The following is a 17,361-nucleotide window of genomic DNA, read 5'->3' as shown; positions in this document are numbered from 1 at the left end:
GTGAAAGCGTATAATTGAACTATTAAAAGATGGAGGAAAATATTATGACAGAGGCTTCGGCAGATTTTGGTGTTGTTGGTTTAGCAGTTATGGGTCGTAATTTAGCATTAAATGTTGAATCACGCGGTTACAAGGTTGCGGTTTATAATCGTTCGGCAAGTCGGACGAAAGATCTTGTTGAGACACATGCAGATAAGCAATTCGTACCGGGTTATACGGTTGAAGATTTTGTGACTAGTATTAAGAAACCTCGTCGAATCATGTTGATGGTTAAAGCAGGTGCAGGAACAGATGCCGTCATCGAAGAGTTGTTGCCATTTTTGGAAAAGGGTGACATTTTAATTGATGGTGGTAACACGTTCTATGAAGATACTGTTCGCCGTTCAAAGTATTTGGCTGATTCAGGAATCAACTTTATCGGTATGGGTGTTTCAGGTGGTGAATTAGGTGCTCTTCAAGGGCCTTCTCTGATGCCTGGTGGACAAAAGGAAGCCTACGACCTAGTAGCGCCAATCTTGACAGAGATTGCTGCAAAGGCACCAGAAGACGGTAAGCCAACAGTTACCTATGTTGGGCCAGATGGTGCTGGTCACTATGTTAAGATGGTTCACAATGGGATTGAATATGGTGATATGCAGTTGATTGCTGAATCATATGATGTTTTGAAGCGTGTCCTTGGTCTGGATTCAGATCAGTTGGCAAAGACCTTTACCGAATGGAATCAAGGTGAATTAGATTCATATTTGATCGAGATTACGTCTGACATTTTGACTCGTAAGGATGATCGTGGTTCAGATAAGCCAATTGTTGATATGATTTTGGACCGTGCTGGAAACAAAGGAACTGGTAAGTGGTCTTCACAATCAGCCTTGAATGTTGGCGCACCACAATCACTAATCACTGAGTCCGTTTATGCTCGCTACATTTCGGCAATGAAGGATGATCGGCTTGCTGCGGCTGAAGTATTGGCAGGACCAGAATATGAGTTTACTGGTGATGTTACTGCGACGGTGGAGAACATTCGTCAAGCTTTGTACTTCGGTAAGATCATGTCTTATGCTCAAGGCTTTGATCAGTTAAGAATGGCTTCTGATGAGTACGAATGGGATTTGCCATTTGGTGAGCTAGCACAGTTGTGGCGTGCGGGTGCAATTATCCGAGCACGTTTCTTGCAGCGGATTACAGATGCCTACAATGAAAAGGCCGATTTGCATAATTTGCTTTTGAATGGTTACTTTAGTGAAATCGCAATGAAGTATCAAGCAGCAGCACGTCGCGTTGTTGCTTTGGCTGTAACAGCAGGTGTTCCAATGCCATCGCTATCAGCGGCTGTTGCCTATTACGATTCATATCGTGCAGAAGTTTTGCCAGCTAACTTGGTTCAAGCTCAGCGCGATTACTTTGGTGCACATACTTATGAAAGAGTTGATGAGCCACGTGGAGAAGCCTTCCACTATTCTTGGTATGAAGAAGCATAATAGATAATAAAAAGACGTTGCTAAAATTATTTAGCAACGTCTTTTTATTATTCACGGGTTCGTTCGATTGCAACACGCATATCATCAACAACTGTTTGTGTCATCTCGCCCATTTGAACGCCGACTAATGTAAATAGACTATCCATAATCGTCATTTGTGCAATCAATGAAGACATAGACTCACTACGAATATTAACTTCCTCAGCAGCCGATGAAAGTACAACGTCGGCTGTTTTAGCTAGCTCTGAGTGAAGGTAGGCTGTGATGGCGATTATCTTCACCCCATTGTTCTTTAGCTGACGGGCAATCGTTAATGTATCATGATTTCGACCTGAATGTGAGATCACGATTGCAACATCAGCACTAGTCATGCGAACGGCTTGCATTAGTTGAACATCATAGTCCGGGTGCTGCTCGACGGAGAGGGGAGTCCTAAGCAACTTATGGTAACCGTTGTAGGCGACAAGTGCCGAGCCACCGATACCGAATAATGCAACTTTACGAGAATTGATTAACCATTTGGTTGCTAATTCAAAGTCGCTTGCCTTTAAAAGTGCTTCGGTCGCTGTTAGGGCATTTTGAGCACCGCTAAAGACCTTTTTAATAATGGCTGTTGTGTCATCGTCTTTATTAATTTCACCGAAGAAAGTGACTTCGCTGGTGTTAGAAACAACAAGACTTAACGAGAATTCACGAAAAGAAGCATAGCCGATTCGCTTTACAAAACGCGACACTGTAGCAGTCGAAAGGCCGATTGCATCTGCCATTTCTTGAATGGTATGACCGCGCGCCTCAGTTGGATGATCCAATATGTAAGCGGCAATTTTGTCATCTGACCCACTTAGTTGTTCTCGCATAGAACGGATTCGATTAAATCCAGATTGAGACATCTTCACATACTCCTTATAATTAACGTACTTACTTCTAACTATAATTATCACTGATTATCAAAATTATTGGTAGTAATTTCACGATGTAAATATTTTACAATATTAAGACTTGCAAATGAAAAAGATTTGCATTATACTTATGCATGTCTTAAAAAATGAAAAATTAAAGAAGAGGTATAACTCATGAAGTTTGCAATGATCGGCCTTGGTAAGATGGGTCTAAACTTAGTAAAGAATGCTGCTGACAACGGACACGAAGTTGTTGCTTTCGATTTGAACAAAGATTTTGTTAAGGAAGCTGGCGAGTATTCAGATAAGGTTTCAACTGCATCAGATATTGATGACATGTTGTCACAATTACCATCACCAAAGGTTGTTTGGGTTATGGTTCCAGCCGGTGCACCAACTAACTCAACAATCGATACTTTGATTTCAAAGATGGATCAAGGCGACATGATCATTGATGGTGGAAACTCAAACTTCAAGGACAACCTTGAGCAAAACAAGCGCACTACTGCCGCTGGCATCAAGTTCTTTGATGCTGGTACTTCAGGTGGATGGTCTGGTGCCCGTAACGGTGGAAACTTCATGATCGGTGGAGATGACGCTGAAGCTTGGAAGGTAATCGAGCCATTGTTTGCTTCAATCGCCCAAGAAGGTGGATACCTATACACTGGTCGTTTGGGATCAGGTCACTACTTGAAGATGGTTCACAATGGTATCGAATACGGTATGATGCAAGCTATCGGTGAAGGTTTCGAAATCTTGGAAGCTTCTGAATTTGATTACGACTTCGAAAAGGTCGCTCACCTATGGAACAACGGTTCAGTTGTTCGCTCATGGTTGATGGAATTGGCCGAAGACCAATTCTCAAAGGACCCTAAGTTGGATGACATCACTGGTCGCGTAGTTGCAACTGGTGAAGGTAAGTGGACTGTTGAGCAAGCCTTGGACTTGCAAGTACCAGCTCCTGTTATCGCTATGTCATTGATGATGCGTAACCGTTCATTGCAAGCTGATACTTTCACTGGTAAGGTTGTTTCAGCATTGCGTAATGGCTTCGGTGGTCACGCAATGGACAAGAAGTAATCAAGATATTAGAGTGTAACTTACATTGTGAAAGAGTGTTGTTACAGTTTTAATTGAATTTTGAAACCTCGTAAGGCTTTAATCAGCTTTACGAGGTTTTTTGTTACTTGAGCATTATATTTATACTTAGTTAAGGCGACCAGTCTATTTAATTGAGCTAGTTAAAAGAAATATGTTAAAGTTGCCTTGTAATTTACCGAAGTAGCGTTATACTTATTACTTATAAAAAGTTAGTCAAAAGAAAACGAGAAGGTATTTGATGATGGTTATGATGAAGGCGATTGCGCAAGATAGTTTTGGTGATGTTGATGTCTATTATGAAACGGAAGTGACCAAGCCGGTTCCAGCAGCTGACGAAGTGCTAATCAAGCAAGCAGCGGTTGCAATGGATCCTTATGATACTAAGTTCCGTGCGGGGGCCTTTGGTGTTCCAGCTAAGAAGGCAATGATCGGTGGATCAACTGTTACTGGTGTGGTTGAGGCACTTGGTGAGCAAGTAACAGATTTTGAAATTGGTGAGCGAGTAGTTGCCGTTCCGCATGCTGGGGCTTATGCAGAATATGCTGTTGTACCAGCCAAGATGGTGGGACATTTACCAGCCAAGGTAACTTTTGAAGCTGCGGCAGCGCTAGCTTTGGGTGGTCAAACTGGTTATCAGGCGGTCGTTGATGCACTTAATTTGCAAGCGGGTGAGTCGATTCTAATCCATGGTGGAGCAGGTGCTGTTGGTTATGCTGCCTTACAGACTGCGTTGTACCGTGGAGCAAGCAAAATCTATACAACGGCATTGCCAACGGATATTGACTATATTCATGAACTAAATGCAGACATTGTTGCGATTGATTTTACAAAAAGTAATTTTGCGGATGTTATTGAAGAAAGTTCTGTTGATACAGTCGTTGAGATCATCGGGGGTAAAAACGCGCTCGGCTCAATTAAGGTACTTAAAGACGGTGGTCGGATTGTCTCAACAGTGCCACTTAGTGATGAGGTTAAAGCAGCTCGTGATGCAAAGCATATTAGTGGCGACTATTATGTAATGCAATCGACAACGACAGTTTTGACCCAATTGATGGAACGCCTAGCAAGTGATGATTACAAAGTTGCGATTGCTGAGGTACTACCATTTAATTTAACGAACTTACAAAAGGGGCATACGATTGTTGAACAACAGTCGGTACGTGGTAAAGTCGTTTTAAAGTTTTAATTGAAATATAACGAGTATCATTTTATAGTGCTGGTGATTTAAGCGATTTGTCGCTTAGTAATTGGTGTTTGACTTGAATGCTCGTTTTTTATTGGGTTAACAAAGCTGATTATAGAAATCATTAATAATCCTGTTTTGTGACATTAATTCAACAAGCCCTGTGCTAAAATAGAACACAGAATAATGAGTGAGGAGTAAGTCATGGATTATCGACTTCAATTTGATGTTACAGAGACTGCTTATACGGCAAGATTAACAACCGAACAAGAGGTCGTTAAGACTTGGGACGTAAATTTAGTAACCAATAATATCACTGAAATCTTTGCTCGCTTGATTGAGGAGCTTGTGATGGTGAACAATACATTGATCACCAAACAGGACCATTTAACGTTAGCAGAGTTTAAGCTGTTCAAACGATGGCTGGCAATCGAACAACCGGGATTACCGATTGCGGGGGTACTGAATGGTGATGGTTCAGCAATGAAATATCTGGAAGCACTACGAATGAACGGAATTGGTGGTCAGTTGGAGCGCAAGGACGGGATTGACTTTGATGCTCAGACACCGCTGGTGCTGACATTGCAGTATAAGAATGATCAAGAGCGTGCTTATGCGCGGACTGTGAAATATGAAGATTTAAGTACATATTTTGCTGAGCAGTTATTGGCAAAATCAGTCATTGAACGATCATTAGCAACATGGACTGGGTTTTACAATCAGGCAACTGGACGATGGGATCGGCAAGCATTAGCGGTCACGGGTGTAGCACCCGAACAGTTGCCAGAAATCGTGGATACGCCTTTGCTAGGGCGGATAGAAGCTAATTTTGCTGGTGAGTATAACCTTGATTCGGCAATGCAGGTTAAGGTTATGACTAAGTGATTTGTGGTACAATACTCTAGATTGCTGGGGATGCAGTTAGTCAGGGAGTGGTGTCTCAGGACTGCCAATTTGGAGGGTGCGATGCCCTGCTGTCCAGCGATCGCAAATTAACTTTGTTTAATTTGCTTGGAGGAAAATGTTAGGGAGGTAGAAGCCCCTAACATGTCACATCAAGGATTGGATGGCCTTGATGTGCGGGAGATATTAGTTGGGGTGGTGCCTAACTAATGTTTATGGTGAAATGTTGATTGTGCACTTGGTGGAGTACATCAACGCTAGAGACCTACACTCATTTAGTGAGATGGGTCTTTTTTTATGTTTATGGATTATTTTCAGCAAAAATTCATGCAAAGGGCCTAGTAGACCTTTAGAATTAAAACAAATTAGAATGGAAAAACGGGGCTTGAGAATGAACAAGAAGTTGTCTTATACAGTTGGCGTTATCTCTTTGATCTTATTTTTGATCGTAGCGCTAATTGTTAAAATGAAATATATGCACGGACCAATACCAGTATTAGATTTAGCGGTTCAGAAATTCGCAGGAGATTTGCAGGGAGTAAGTTGGCTGGTTGCACTTGCATCCTTGATTGCAACTTTGTTGGGGGATGCTGGTGGGGCTGTAGTCGGTCTGATCATAATCGTTGCTTTATATTTTGTTTTCAAACAGCGAGTGGCTGCAATCTGGCTGGCATTTAACATTGTTATAGCAGTTGGTGGGAACACAGTTTTGAAGGTTTTGATTGGTCGTGTAAGACCGGAGACTTATCGATTACCTGCCTTTGCGCATGAATCGGGAATGAGTTTTGCCAGTGGACATTCAGTGTTTGCAACAATTCTATTTGGGACGTTATTCCTGATTATCGTTCAAACGGTTCGTTCTCAGTCAGCGAAAGTGATTTCTGGTATTTTGGCAGTTGGATTAATCGGATTAACAATGTTTTCAAGAGTATTAATTGGGGTCCATTATCCTAGTGACACGATTGGTGGATTACTGATTGGTATAACTGTGTTGGCATTAACCTATCCAACGTATGTAAACTATCTTCGTAGAAATTAGGCTTATAAATTGATATACGCAACCGCTTTTCAAGAGGTTGCGTTTTTTATATGTTCAACTATTTGGTTAACGTTTTTATGATGATTGTTGATTAGTTGTGGCAGAAGGAAGCGGTTTTTGGTAAACTTACTAATCGAGTGAAATAGAGCGAGGACGGATAGATGACGGAACGATTAGTTTTGAATGGTTTACAAATAATCTTGGTGATTGCGATTATTAGCATGGCAGCTTTATACTTCCATGAATTGCGCAAAGCAAAAGTGAATGCAACAAATCGTTTCGTCCCGGGATTCTTAATTGGTCTAGTAACGGATTTTGGTGATACATTGGGAATTGGGTCTTTTGCTACCACGACTGCTTTATTTAAGGTGACACATTTTTTAGATGATGATCGTAAATTACCTGGAACGATGAATGCGGCACATGCGATTCCAGTATTCGTTGAGGCGTTGTTATTCTTGACAGCAGTTAAAATTGAATTAACAACGTTAATACCGATGACATTAGCGGCGATGACTGGTGCAGCCTTAGGGACGCGGATCACGGCGAATTGGCCAGTTCGTAAGATGCAACGATGGTTAGCGATTGCGTTGGCATTGGCGGCCGTCTTTATGCTGATCAAGTTGGTCACTAACCCTGGTCAGGGTGAGTCATTAGCTGTCCATGGGCTTCATGGGTGGTGGTTGCTGCTAGGCATTTTTGTGAATTTTGGCCTAGGTATCTTGATGACAATTGGGTTGGGGAATTACACACCGGAACTGATCTTCTTCTCATTGATGGGTGTTAATCCACTGGTCGCCTTTCCCGTTATGATGATGGATGCGGCCATGATTATGATGACTTCGGCAGTGAACTTTGTTAGAACTGGTCGAGTCGAATGGCGTGGATTGCCTGCGATGATTATCGGTGGGACTGTTGGGGTAATCATTGCTGCTAAATTAGTGACCTTTGTGAATATGACTATCTTGTCATATTTCATCGTAGGGATTGCTTTGTTGACAGCGTATAACCTATTTCGTGATTCGCGTAAGGAAGAGCCAAAGTCTTTGGTGAAAAAGCTCAGTGACGGCAAATAATGCTTCTTTCAAAAAAGGCTTTCAAACTTGTAAAGCTATGGTAAACTAAAAAGTAATAAACATAGTTGTGGTTTAGTAGGTTTTTGATTGGTCAATAGAGAGTTAGCGGTTGCTGAAAGCTAGCCAAGGTCAAAAGCTGAATTACAGCCATAATGAACACTATGCGTGAATTTCGCGATAAGAAATCAATGAGTGGCAACGATTCGTTGCAATTTAGGTGGTACCGCGTTTAACAGACGCCCTAATCAGGAATGATTGGGGTGTCTTTTTATTTTATGGAGGATTAGAGCTATGACTGAAGATATTCTAAAAGAATTAACTTGGCGTGATGCGATCAACCAAGTAACAGATGCAGATGGTTTGCGTGAGCAAATGACTAAAGAACAAATTGGTGTTTATGTTGGGATTGATCCAACTGGCGATTCAATGCATATCGGACATTTGATTCCCTTTATGATCTTGAAGCGTTTCCAATTAGCAGGACAAAAGCCAGTGATTGTCGTTGGTGGTGGAACAGGTTCAATTGGTGATCCATCTGGTAAGAAATCTGAGCGAAAGTTGCTTTCGCAGACCGAAGTAGCTGCAAACGTTGAAAAGATCCGAGCACAAATGGTAAAACTATTTGGCGAAGATGGTTTCTCAATTGTTAATAATTTTGATTGGCTGGGGTCAATGGGCTTGTTGGAAGTTCTACGGGACTACGGAAAGCTATTTTCAATTAATACGATGTTAGCTAAGGATGTGGTTGCCTCACGTTTGGAAGCTGGAATCTCTTTCACGGAATTTACATACCAAATCTTACAAGCAATTGATTTCCATGAGTTGTGGAAGCGTGAGAGTGTTCGTCTGCAAGTGGGTGGTTCTGACCAGTGGGGAAACATTACTGGTGGAATTGATTTGATCCATAAATTAGAGGGATCAGAGGCACCAGCCTTTGGTTTGACGGTACCATTGTTGTTGAAGGCTGACGGAACTAAGTTTGGTAAAACTGAGGGCGGAGCTGTTTGGCTGGACCCAGCTAAAACGACCCCGTTTGAATTCTATCAATTCTGGTTGAATACGGCTGATAGTGATGTTGAAAAGATGTTGAAGTACTTCACGTTCCTTTCGCAAACAGAGATCAATGATTTGGTTGTTGATCTTGCTGAGAATGCAGCTGAGCGTAATGCACAACGTCGTTTGGCAGAAGAAGTGACGACATTTGTGCATGGCGCAGCTGCGTTGAAGACGGCAGAGATGATGACGAAAGTATTATTCGGTAATGCTGATGTATCAACTTTGACTAAGGATGAAGTAGCAATCCTGGCTGGGAACGTGCCAACATTTGGTTTGGATGGAGCTGAGCTAGGTTTGTTGGACTTAGTAGTTGCGGCTGGATTGGAAACATCTAAGACACGGGCACGTGAAGCAGTTACTAGCGGAGCAATCCGGGTTAATGGTGAGCAAATCACAGATGTAGAAGCAATGGTAAACCCGGCAGCAAAGTACGAGGGTGCTTACGTTATTGTTAAACGTGGGAAGAAGAAGTGGGCTGTTGGTGTTGTAAGATAAATAATGTTAGATCAAGGAGACCTCTTAATGAGGTGCTCCTTTTTTTTTGTACCATTAATGCTGATTTAACCGTTCCGGGGAGAGTGTAACTTGTTTCACAAAATGAAACATCGTTCAATTGTTTTGACGAGTCGACAAGGGGTCTGAAAACGCTTTCTAGTAATGGTGGATTGATATATTCTGAAAAAGTAATAATTCTTTAGGAGGAATTTATCATGACCAAGCGTGATTACGTTGATACGAATACTTATACTCAGGACGAAATTCAATATCTAATTGACTTAGCAATTAAGTTAAAGGATTCAATAAAGCACGGTTATTACCCACAGCTTTTGAAGAACAAGACTTTAGGGATGGTCTTTGAGCAGTCGTCAACCAGAACCCGTACATCGGCTGAGGCCGCAATGACCGAATTGGGAGGCCATGCGCAATATCTTGCACCAGGACAGATTCAATTAGGTGGTCATGAGACGATTGAAGATACTTCACAGGTGTTAGGTCGGATCTTGGATATTGTCGGTGCCCGTGTTGAACGGCATAAGACAGTTGCCGATGTAGCAAAGTATGCCAAGGTCCCCGTGGTTAATTTCATGAGTGATTATAATCACCCCACGCAAGAATTGGGTGACATTATCACGATGACGGAGCACTTGCCAGCTGGTAAGAAATTAAGTGATGCAAAAGTAGTCTTTGTAGGCGATGCAACTCAAGTGTGTGTCTCATTAATGTTCATAGCAACAAAGATGGGGATGGACTTTGTCCAATTTGGACCAAAAGGTTTCCAAATTCCTGAGGCAGCGCTTGAGATTGGTCGTAAAAATGCTGAACTTTCTGGTGGAAGTGTTTTGATCACCGAAGATGCTGATGAGGCAATGAAGGATGCAGACTTTGTTTATACCGACGTTTGGTATGGTCTATACGAGGCGGAACTTTCAGAAGAGGAACGGATGCATGTATTCTATCCAAAGTATCAAGTGAATGCCGAATTAATGGCTAAGGCTGCTAAGAATGCCAAATTCATGCATTGTTTGCCTGCAACTCGTAATGAAGAAGTAACGGATGAGGTAATTGACTCAGATTATTCAATTGTTTGGGATGAAGCTGAGAATCGTAAAACAGCAATGCGCGCAATTTTCGTATACCTGCTAAACCCATTAATGACTGTACCAACTGAAGCTGAAGCAACTAAATATCAGAATGATATTGAGAATATGCTTGAGAACTATGTTGATGAACGGTAAATAATCCATTGGAGGATTGAGGGACATAATCATGAAAGAGAAGAAGAAGTTTCGGCTTTTCGATGCAGTCTTGATGGCAGTTGTTGTTGTCATGGTTGTCGAATCTGTCGCGCCTGCAGCTGCAATTGGAAATTCACAGTTTTTCTGGTGGATTTTCCTCCTTATTTTATTCTTTATTCCGTATGGTTTGATATCATCAGAGTTGGGAACAACTTATGCTGGTGAAGGCGGGTTGTATGATTGGGTGAAGCAAGCATTTGGCTCTCGTTGGGGCGGTCGCCTCGCGTGGGCATACTGGGTAAATTATCCAATTTGGATGGCAAGTTTGGCAGTTTTGTTTGTTCAAGTTGGTGAGCAAATCTTAGGAATTCACCTGAGTACGCCGGTTAATGTTGGAATCCAATTACTGTTTGTCTGGGGAACTGTATTTGCGGGAAATAAGCCAGTTTCTGAGAGTAAATGGATTATGAACATTGCGGCGATTGGGAAAATTTTTATCATTTTATCGTTGGCGATTTTAGGGATTCATGTGGCAATGACGCACGGTGTTGCCAATAGTTTTGCACCAAAGAATCTGTTGCCAGCGTTTAATCTAAGTAGCCTGAGCAACCTGTCGGTAATCATCTTTAATTTCTTAGGATTTGAAGTGGTGGCGACGATGGCTGACGATATGACAGACCCAAAACGACAAATCCCTAAAGCAATCATTTATGGTGGGGGGCTGATCGTACTCTTCTATCTCCTAGCGTCATTTGGAATGAGTGTGGCAATTCCTACGAGTCAACTTTCCGCTTCAGGTGGTTTATTGGATAGCTTTATTCAGTTAGTTGGTCATATGAACTGGTTCGTTGTTTTGATCGGCGTGTTGTTCATGTATAACCTCCTTTCAGAAATGATCTCATGGGCCTTGGGAGTCAATTACGTTGCGGACTATGCGGCAAAAGATCATGCTTTGCCAAGTTTATTCGGTAAAGAAGATAAAAATGGTATGCCAATTGGTGCAGGATATTTGAATGGAATTGTTGCGACAGTTTTGGTAATTGCGGCACCATTTATTCCCAATCCAGATATTTTTTGGGCCTTCTTCTCACTGAATGTGATTGCCTTGCTAGTTTCATACACAATGATGTTTCCGGCATTTTGGAAGTTACGACGGGATGATGCGACACGTGAGCGACCATTCAAGGTGCCGGGTGGTAAGCTTATGATCAATTTAATGACATGGATTCCAGAAGTACTGTTAATCATCACGATTATTTTGACAGCTGTACCATTGAATGGTTCTAGCGACGAATTATCTAGTAAACGACCAATTTTGATAGGAACGATAATTGTCTTTGTAGTGGGTGAGTTAGTCGTAAGGATAGCTGAGCAACACAAGGGAAAGGAAATTTAATAATGAGAACTTTATATTCAACACCTAAAAAAGATGGTTATCGGATGCCCGGTGAGTTTGAGGCACACAAAGAAGTTTATATTTTGTGGCCAGAGCGAACAGATAACTGGCGAAATGGAGCTAAGCCAGCCCAAAGGGTGTTTGTCGATGTAGCAACAGTGATTAGCGAATTTGAGCATGTGATTGTGGGTGTTAGTGATGAGCAATATCAAAATGCACGTCATATGTTGCCTGACCAAGTTGAAGTAGTTGAAATTTCAAACAACGATTCATGGGTACGTGACTCTGGAGCGACTTTTGTTAAGAATGATGCTGGCGACCTTCGTGCAATTGATTGGACCTTCAACGCATGGGGTGGTCTAGTTGATGGTCTTTACTTCCCTTGGGATAAAGATGATCGAGTTGCCCAAAAGATGAGTGAACTTGAGCAAGTTGACCGTTATCGCTTAGACGATTTTATTCTTGAAGGTGGTTCAATTCATGTAGATGGCGAAGGGACTTTAATAACTACTGAAGAATGTCTTTTGTCGGCAGGACGCAACGCCCAACTGTCAAAGGAACAGATTGAGGAAGTTTTGAAGGAACATTTGAACCTTGAAAAGATTATTTGGCTAAAAAATGGAATCTATCTTGACGAGACAAATGGGCATGTCGACAATATTGCTAATTTCGTTAAGCCGGGGGTTGTTGCGCTTGCATGGACTGATGATGAGTCGGATCCGCAGTATGCAATTTCAAAAGAGAATCTAACAATTTTGGAAAACACTCGTGATGCTAAAGGACGTCAAATTCAGGTCGAAAAGATTTATCTACCTAAGCCGGTTTTGATTAGCAAGGCTGAGAGTGAGGGTGTCGATGTAATTGAAGGTACCCAACCAAGGACCGAGGGTGAGAGACTAGCGGCATCGTATGTAAACTATTACACGGCAAATGGTGGAATTGTTTATCCGACCTTTGATGATCCAATGGATACGCGTGCTGCTGAGACCTTGCAACGGCTGTATCCTGATCGAAAGATTGTTGGTGTACCGGCACGTGAAATCTTGTTAGGTGGCGGAAATATTCACTGCATTACACAACAAGTACCACGAGTTTAAGCATTTAGATTTAGGGAGCGAGACTAGTTTTAGTCGCCTCCCTTTTCGTGTTTAAATATTTGAAGCGAAGATGGGGTATTATTTATGCAACTTACAGAGATATCAGCGAATGAGCGCTTTCGACTAATTGCTGAATTTGAGCCGACCAGTGAAAGCTTTCTTGCGTGGCCGGAGCGTCGCGATAATTGGCGGGATGGCGGTAAGCCAGCGCAGGTGATGTTTCGCAAATTAGCAGAATTAATTGCACAGTATCAACCAGTGACCGTGTTAGTGTCGCGTGAACAATATCAAAATGCTTATTACCAAATTGGACAAAAAACCAAGGTAGTTGAGATGAGTTTTGATGATGTTTGGCTAAAAGATACTGGACCTTTTTACATCACTAATGGTCGGGAAATCAAGGCAGTTGACTTTAAATTTAATGCTTGGGGTGGATTGTTGGATGGATTGTATTTCCCGTGGGACCAAGATGACTTGGTTGCGCAAAAAGTTCTTGATTTGCAGGCAATCGATTATTATAAAGCTGAGTTGATCTTAGAGGGCTGTGCTATTTTAGTTGATGGTGAAGGTACAATGATTGCAACCGAAGAAGTTGTCTTATCTGAAGGGCGGAATATAAATTTAGACAAGAATAAAATTGAGAAAATCTTTGGGCACTATTTTGGAATTGAAAAGGTGATTTGGTTGCAGGATGGTTATTTCATGGATGAAACTGGGGGAGACATTGATAACATGGTGAATTTTATCGCACCAGGTGAAATCGTATTGACATGGACTGATGATCGAACTGATCCGCAATTTGAAATTAGTCAAAGAGCATATGATATTCTAAGCTCGACAACTGATGCGAAAGGACGTTCTTTCAAAATTCATAAGATGCAAATGCCAACGCCATTGTATCTGACAGATGAGGAAGCACACGGGGTCGACCCGATTAATGGACGCTTGCCAAGGAACGCAGGACGACGTTTGACGGCTACTTATGTCAACTATATAACTTTGACAGATGTGATTATCATGCCATGGTTTAATGATCCGCAGGACGCTGTTGCACAGGAAAAATTACAAAGACTTTACCCTAGTCGGCAAATTTTGACAATGCCGGTACGCGAATTTTTGAACGGAGGTGGCGGCTTACATACCCTCGTTATTAATACCCCAGATCTGCCAAAGGATAGGTAAATAACATGGATTTTTTTGAAGTTGTAAGGGATCATTTGAATTCTTTAAGCAATAATGAGCAAGATTTGCTTGATTATGTTGTAAAACACATGAATGAAATTCAAGGTATGACAATCCGTGAAGCCGCGACAGCGACCTTCACATCAACAGCGACTTTTTTGCGTTTTGTAAAGAAAATTGGCTTTTCAGGTTACAGCGAATTTGTGACTGTTATTAAATATACGGCATTGAATCAAGTGCAGGAACGTAAACCAAATTTCTCAGAGGAGCAAATTGACTATCGTGAGGCATATCTAGCCAATATTTATGAAAGTGTTCGGGTAATTCCAATTGAAAAGTTAAATCGAATCACGACAAAGCTAGCTGAACATCCAGATATTTACTTATTTGCTAAAGGAATTAGCAAACATGCCGCGGAGTATGTGAACTATATTTATAGTATGGCGGGCTTTAATGTGAATTTCCCAAGTGATTTTGATTATCGTGGATTAGCTGTTAAACAAGTTCGATCAGAATCGTTGGTCTTCATTTTGACCTATGATGGGAATGATCCAGAGTGGCTCCAGATGTTGAATGACTTTGAGTGCCAAAAGGTACAACCAATGATTGTATCAATCACAGAGTCGAATAATAATACCTTACAAAGTTTGAGTGCATTGAATTTCTATATTTTTACGGATGCGTTGAATCTAAATGCACATAATGTTTCTTCTCGAATCTCGAGTGTAGCAATTATGGAACTGTTGTTATATCAATATATTGAGAATTTTGGTAATCGTGATTTTCATTTTAAAGAACAAGTTTAGAGAAAAGTTTGACAGAATTACTAACAGGAAGTAAGATTATCAACAATCAATCGTTGAAGAGAAGAGTAATCGAATTTTGATAGTTCAGAGAGTGGCAGTAGGTGAGAGGCCATCTATCAGAATCCGATGAAGATGAGCTTGGAGATTTAACTAGGGTGAGAGCTCGAGTTACGATTAGGGACCGTTATCTTCCTCTGACTTTGTATGAAGTCAATGAGTTCTAGTCAGTGATGGCTAGATGATTTTTGGGTGGTACCGCGAATTAATCGTCCCTAGTCGAATGTATATTTGACTAGGGATTTTTTTATATCAAAGGAAAAGGTGGAGCACAAATATGACAGAACAAGTAATTAACGAAGTTACGGGACAACCACTATTGAGTCAACTATTGTTAGAATGGATACAAGGCGAACAGAGCCAAGGTTTAGCACAGGCCAATTATGCTAATGCAGCGGCAATTCTAGCTGAAAACTTGAAGGCTGTTAATTGGGCTGGCTTTTATTTTTATGATGAGAAGTTAGATGAGCTGATCTTGGGGCCATTTATCGGGAAGGCTGCGGTTGTTCGGATTAAGAATGGAACGGGAGTTGTTGGAAAAGCCTTTGAGGAGAATCAAACTGTTCGAGTAGCTGATGTGCATACTTTCTCTGGTCATATTGCCTGTGATTCTGCTTCAAACGCAGAAATTGTGGTGCCTTTGGTCGATGAAGATGGAAAGCGCTTAGGTGTCCTAGATATCGATTCAACAGCATTTAATCGTTTTAGTGAACAAGATGAAAACGATTTGAAGCATTTTGTGAAGGCATTGTTACAGTACGTATAAGAAGAGGAGCAGTCAGAATGGAAGCAACATTAAATTATGATGCAGCGGTTATTGGTGCTGGTCCAACTGGATTGGCTGCCGCAGAAGATTTAAAGGCGGCTGGTAAAAGTGTAGTTGTCATTGAAAAATATTTGTGGGGCGGAACTTGTCCAAATTATGGTTGCGATCCAAAGAAGCTGTTGCTGGCTGGTGTGGAGGCTCGTGAGAATGCCTTGGCTTTCCAAAATGATGGTTTAATAGCGGATGTTACACTCGATTGGCCAAAACTAATGGCTCGCAAGGCAAAATTTACGGATACGATGCCAGGCAGAACACTTGGGTCATTGGATACAGCACAAATTGATCACCTCTACGGACAAGCTGAGTTTTTAGATGAAGAAACGCTGTTAGTCCATGAAGAAGCAGGAAATGTAGTTGTTCGAGCAAATGATTATGTCATTGCGGTTGGTCAACGACCTGCAGACCTCCCAATTGAAGGTGGCGAGTTGACAACTGATTCGGAGCAATTCTTATCTTTGCCAGAAATGCCTAAGGATGTTGTGATTATTGGTGGTGGCTACATTGCTGTTGAATTTGCTTCGATTGCTGTTGCAACAGGCGCAAACGTTCATTTGGTAGTCCGTGGCGACGAAATTCTAAAGGATTTTGAGTCAGATTTTGCTGATGAATTAATGGAACAACTTAGTGACCGTGGCGTGCACGTTTACTTTAATACAACTGTGACAGCAGTCCGCAAAACAGATGCCGGATTGTCAGCGGAATTGAGTTTTGGTAGCACGATTCCAGCTGGACTTGTTGTACGAGCAGTTGGACGAACTCCTAATAGCGATTTGCTAGCTTTGGATAAGGCTGGGGTCGAAAGCAATCAGCATGGGATTATTGTGGATGAGCATCTTCGAACAAGTAATCCACACATTTATGCTGGTGGGGATGTTGCGAACACGCCAGTACCAAGGTTGACGACGACGGGATATTTTGAAGGACGCTATATTGCGAAGGTCCTAAACGGACACGAAGAATCAATTAAGTATCCATTGATTCCAATTACTGTTTTTGGTACACCAAAGATTGCTGAGGTTGGGGTAGCTCCAAGCGCGGCTGAAATGTTAGATTACGAAGTGCGTACATTCGATATGACAGAGTGGTTTAGCTACTATCGGGCAGCCGAAAGTAAAGTTGCTTCTAAGATTGTCTTTAATCAAGCAGGAGAGATTGTCGGAGCAGCAATGATTGGAAATCATGCCGAAGAATTGATTAATTACTTTGTTGACGCAATTGAGCGTAAAGATACCTATGAGGCAGTTCGTGAACGGTTATATTCATATCCATCCTTAGCCTCAGATTTGGAATATTTCTTCTAAGGTGATTGACATAATTTTCTAATTAAAGTATCATTTTAAAAACAATAGATCAGCTGGTTGGATGTAAGAGAAGCTATGGTTGCTGTGAATAGCGCAGGCCAGCAAGATCGAAGTACTGATAAAATTAGTCTAAATAATTAATTGAGAGGTCCGTGGGTTACCAGGGATAATCTTGGGTGGTACCGCGGATTTTTGATTCGTCCCAGCAGTGTTTATTAACGTTGC

Annotated in this window: 15 protein-coding genes and 1 other annotated feature; of the genes, 14 read left to right on the top strand and 1 reads right to left on the bottom strand. The window is 41.6% G+C overall.

From position 1 onward, the window contains the following. Positions 1-44: 44 nt before the first annotated feature. Complete coding sequence (gndA, locus tag ESZ50_RS06080) at positions 45-1,478, top strand: NADP-dependent phosphogluconate dehydrogenase (RefSeq protein WP_148622688.1); 1,434 nt, start codon at positions 45-47, stop codon at positions 1,476-1,478. A 47-nt stretch (positions 1,479-1,525) separates the two neighbouring features. Here gndA and ESZ50_RS06075 read toward each other — a convergent pair whose 3' ends face one another. Next, positions 1,526-2,368, bottom strand: a complete 843-nt coding sequence (locus ESZ50_RS06075; protein ID WP_148622687.1) for a MurR/RpiR family transcriptional regulator — start codon at positions 2,366-2,368, stop codon at positions 1,526-1,528. A 183-nt stretch (positions 2,369-2,551) separates the two neighbouring features. Between ESZ50_RS06075 and gnd the strand changes: the two genes are divergently transcribed. The 13 genes from gnd to ESZ50_RS06010 all read left to right on the top strand — a co-directional run bounded on the left by gnd (position 2,552) and on the right by ESZ50_RS06010 (position 17,136). Then, a complete protein-coding gene (gene gnd / locus ESZ50_RS06070) occupies positions 2,552-3,457 on the top strand; it encodes a phosphogluconate dehydrogenase (NAD(+)-dependent, decarboxylating) (protein WP_148622686.1) in 906 nt (301 codons plus the stop codon). Positions 3,458-3,716: 259 nt separating this feature from the next. After that, positions 3,717-4,664 carry an NADP-dependent oxidoreductase gene (locus ESZ50_RS06065; protein WP_246111521.1) on the top strand — a complete coding sequence of 316 codons (948 nt, stop codon included), beginning with the start codon at positions 3,717-3,719 and terminating at the stop codon, positions 4,662-4,664. A gap of 201 nt (positions 4,665-4,865) precedes the next feature. Then, a complete protein-coding gene (locus ESZ50_RS06060; protein ID WP_148622685.1) occupies positions 4,866-5,546 on the top strand; it encodes an FGGY family carbohydrate kinase in 681 nt (226 codons plus the stop codon). Positions 5,547-5,955: 409 nt separating this feature from the next. Continuing rightward, positions 5,956-6,603: a phosphatase PAP2 family protein gene (locus ESZ50_RS06055; RefSeq protein ID WP_148622684.1), complete on the top strand. Its 648-nt coding sequence runs from the start codon at positions 5,956-5,958 to the stop codon at positions 6,601-6,603. A 161-nt stretch (positions 6,604-6,764) separates the two neighbouring features. Continuing rightward, positions 6,765-7,679, top strand: a complete 915-nt coding sequence (locus ESZ50_RS06050; protein ID WP_148622683.1) for a sulfite exporter TauE/SafE family protein — start codon at positions 6,765-6,767, stop codon at positions 7,677-7,679. 56 nt (positions 7,680-7,735) lie between these two features. Next, positions 7,736-7,926, top strand: a binding site (T-box leader). 44 nt (positions 7,927-7,970) lie between these two features. Then, on the top strand, positions 7,971-9,230 hold the full coding sequence (tyrS, locus tag ESZ50_RS06045; RefSeq protein WP_148622682.1) for a tyrosine--tRNA ligase: 1,260 nt from the start codon (positions 7,971-7,973) through the stop codon (positions 9,228-9,230). Between the two features lie 215 nt (positions 9,231-9,445). Continuing rightward, the gene (gene ptcA, locus ESZ50_RS06040) at positions 9,446-10,471 is read left to right on the top strand and encodes a putrescine carbamoyltransferase (protein ID WP_148622681.1); all 1,026 of its coding nucleotides are present in this window, start codon (positions 9,446-9,448) and stop codon (positions 10,469-10,471) included. Positions 10,472-10,502: 31 nt separating this feature from the next. Further along, positions 10,503-11,867 (top strand): APC family permease, encoded by a 1,365-nt coding sequence (locus ESZ50_RS06035; protein ID WP_425473112.1) that lies wholly within the window; start codon positions 10,503-10,505, stop codon positions 11,865-11,867. Positions 11,868-11,869: 2 nt separating this feature from the next. After that, positions 11,870-12,964, top strand: a complete 1,095-nt coding sequence (aguA, locus tag ESZ50_RS06030) for an agmatine deiminase (protein ID WP_148622680.1) — start codon at positions 11,870-11,872, stop codon at positions 12,962-12,964. 84 nt (positions 12,965-13,048) lie between these two features. After that, positions 13,049-14,146, top strand: coding sequence for an agmatine deiminase (gene aguA, locus ESZ50_RS06025; protein WP_148622679.1), 1,098 nt, complete (start codon positions 13,049-13,051; stop codon positions 14,144-14,146). A gap of 5 nt (positions 14,147-14,151) precedes the next feature. Further along, positions 14,152-14,952, top strand: a complete 801-nt coding sequence (locus tag ESZ50_RS06020) for a MurR/RpiR family transcriptional regulator (protein WP_148622678.1) — start codon at positions 14,152-14,154, stop codon at positions 14,950-14,952. A 334-nt stretch (positions 14,953-15,286) separates the two neighbouring features. Beyond that, complete coding sequence (locus tag ESZ50_RS06015) at positions 15,287-15,775, top strand: GAF domain-containing protein (RefSeq protein ID WP_148622677.1); 489 nt, start codon at positions 15,287-15,289, stop codon at positions 15,773-15,775. A gap of 17 nt (positions 15,776-15,792) precedes the next feature. Then, entirely contained in the window at positions 15,793-17,136 is a 1,344-nt protein-coding gene (locus ESZ50_RS06010) for a dihydrolipoyl dehydrogenase family protein (protein ID WP_148622676.1), read from the top strand. Positions 17,137-17,361: the final 225 nt, after the last annotated feature.

Source organism: Weissella muntiaci (assembly GCF_008107635.1).
Taxonomy (GTDB): Bacteria; Bacillota; Bacilli; order Lactobacillales; family Lactobacillaceae; genus Weissella; species Weissella muntiaci.
Note: the sequence above shows the minus strand (reverse complement) of the source record. Positions and strands in the feature narration are given on the sequence as shown.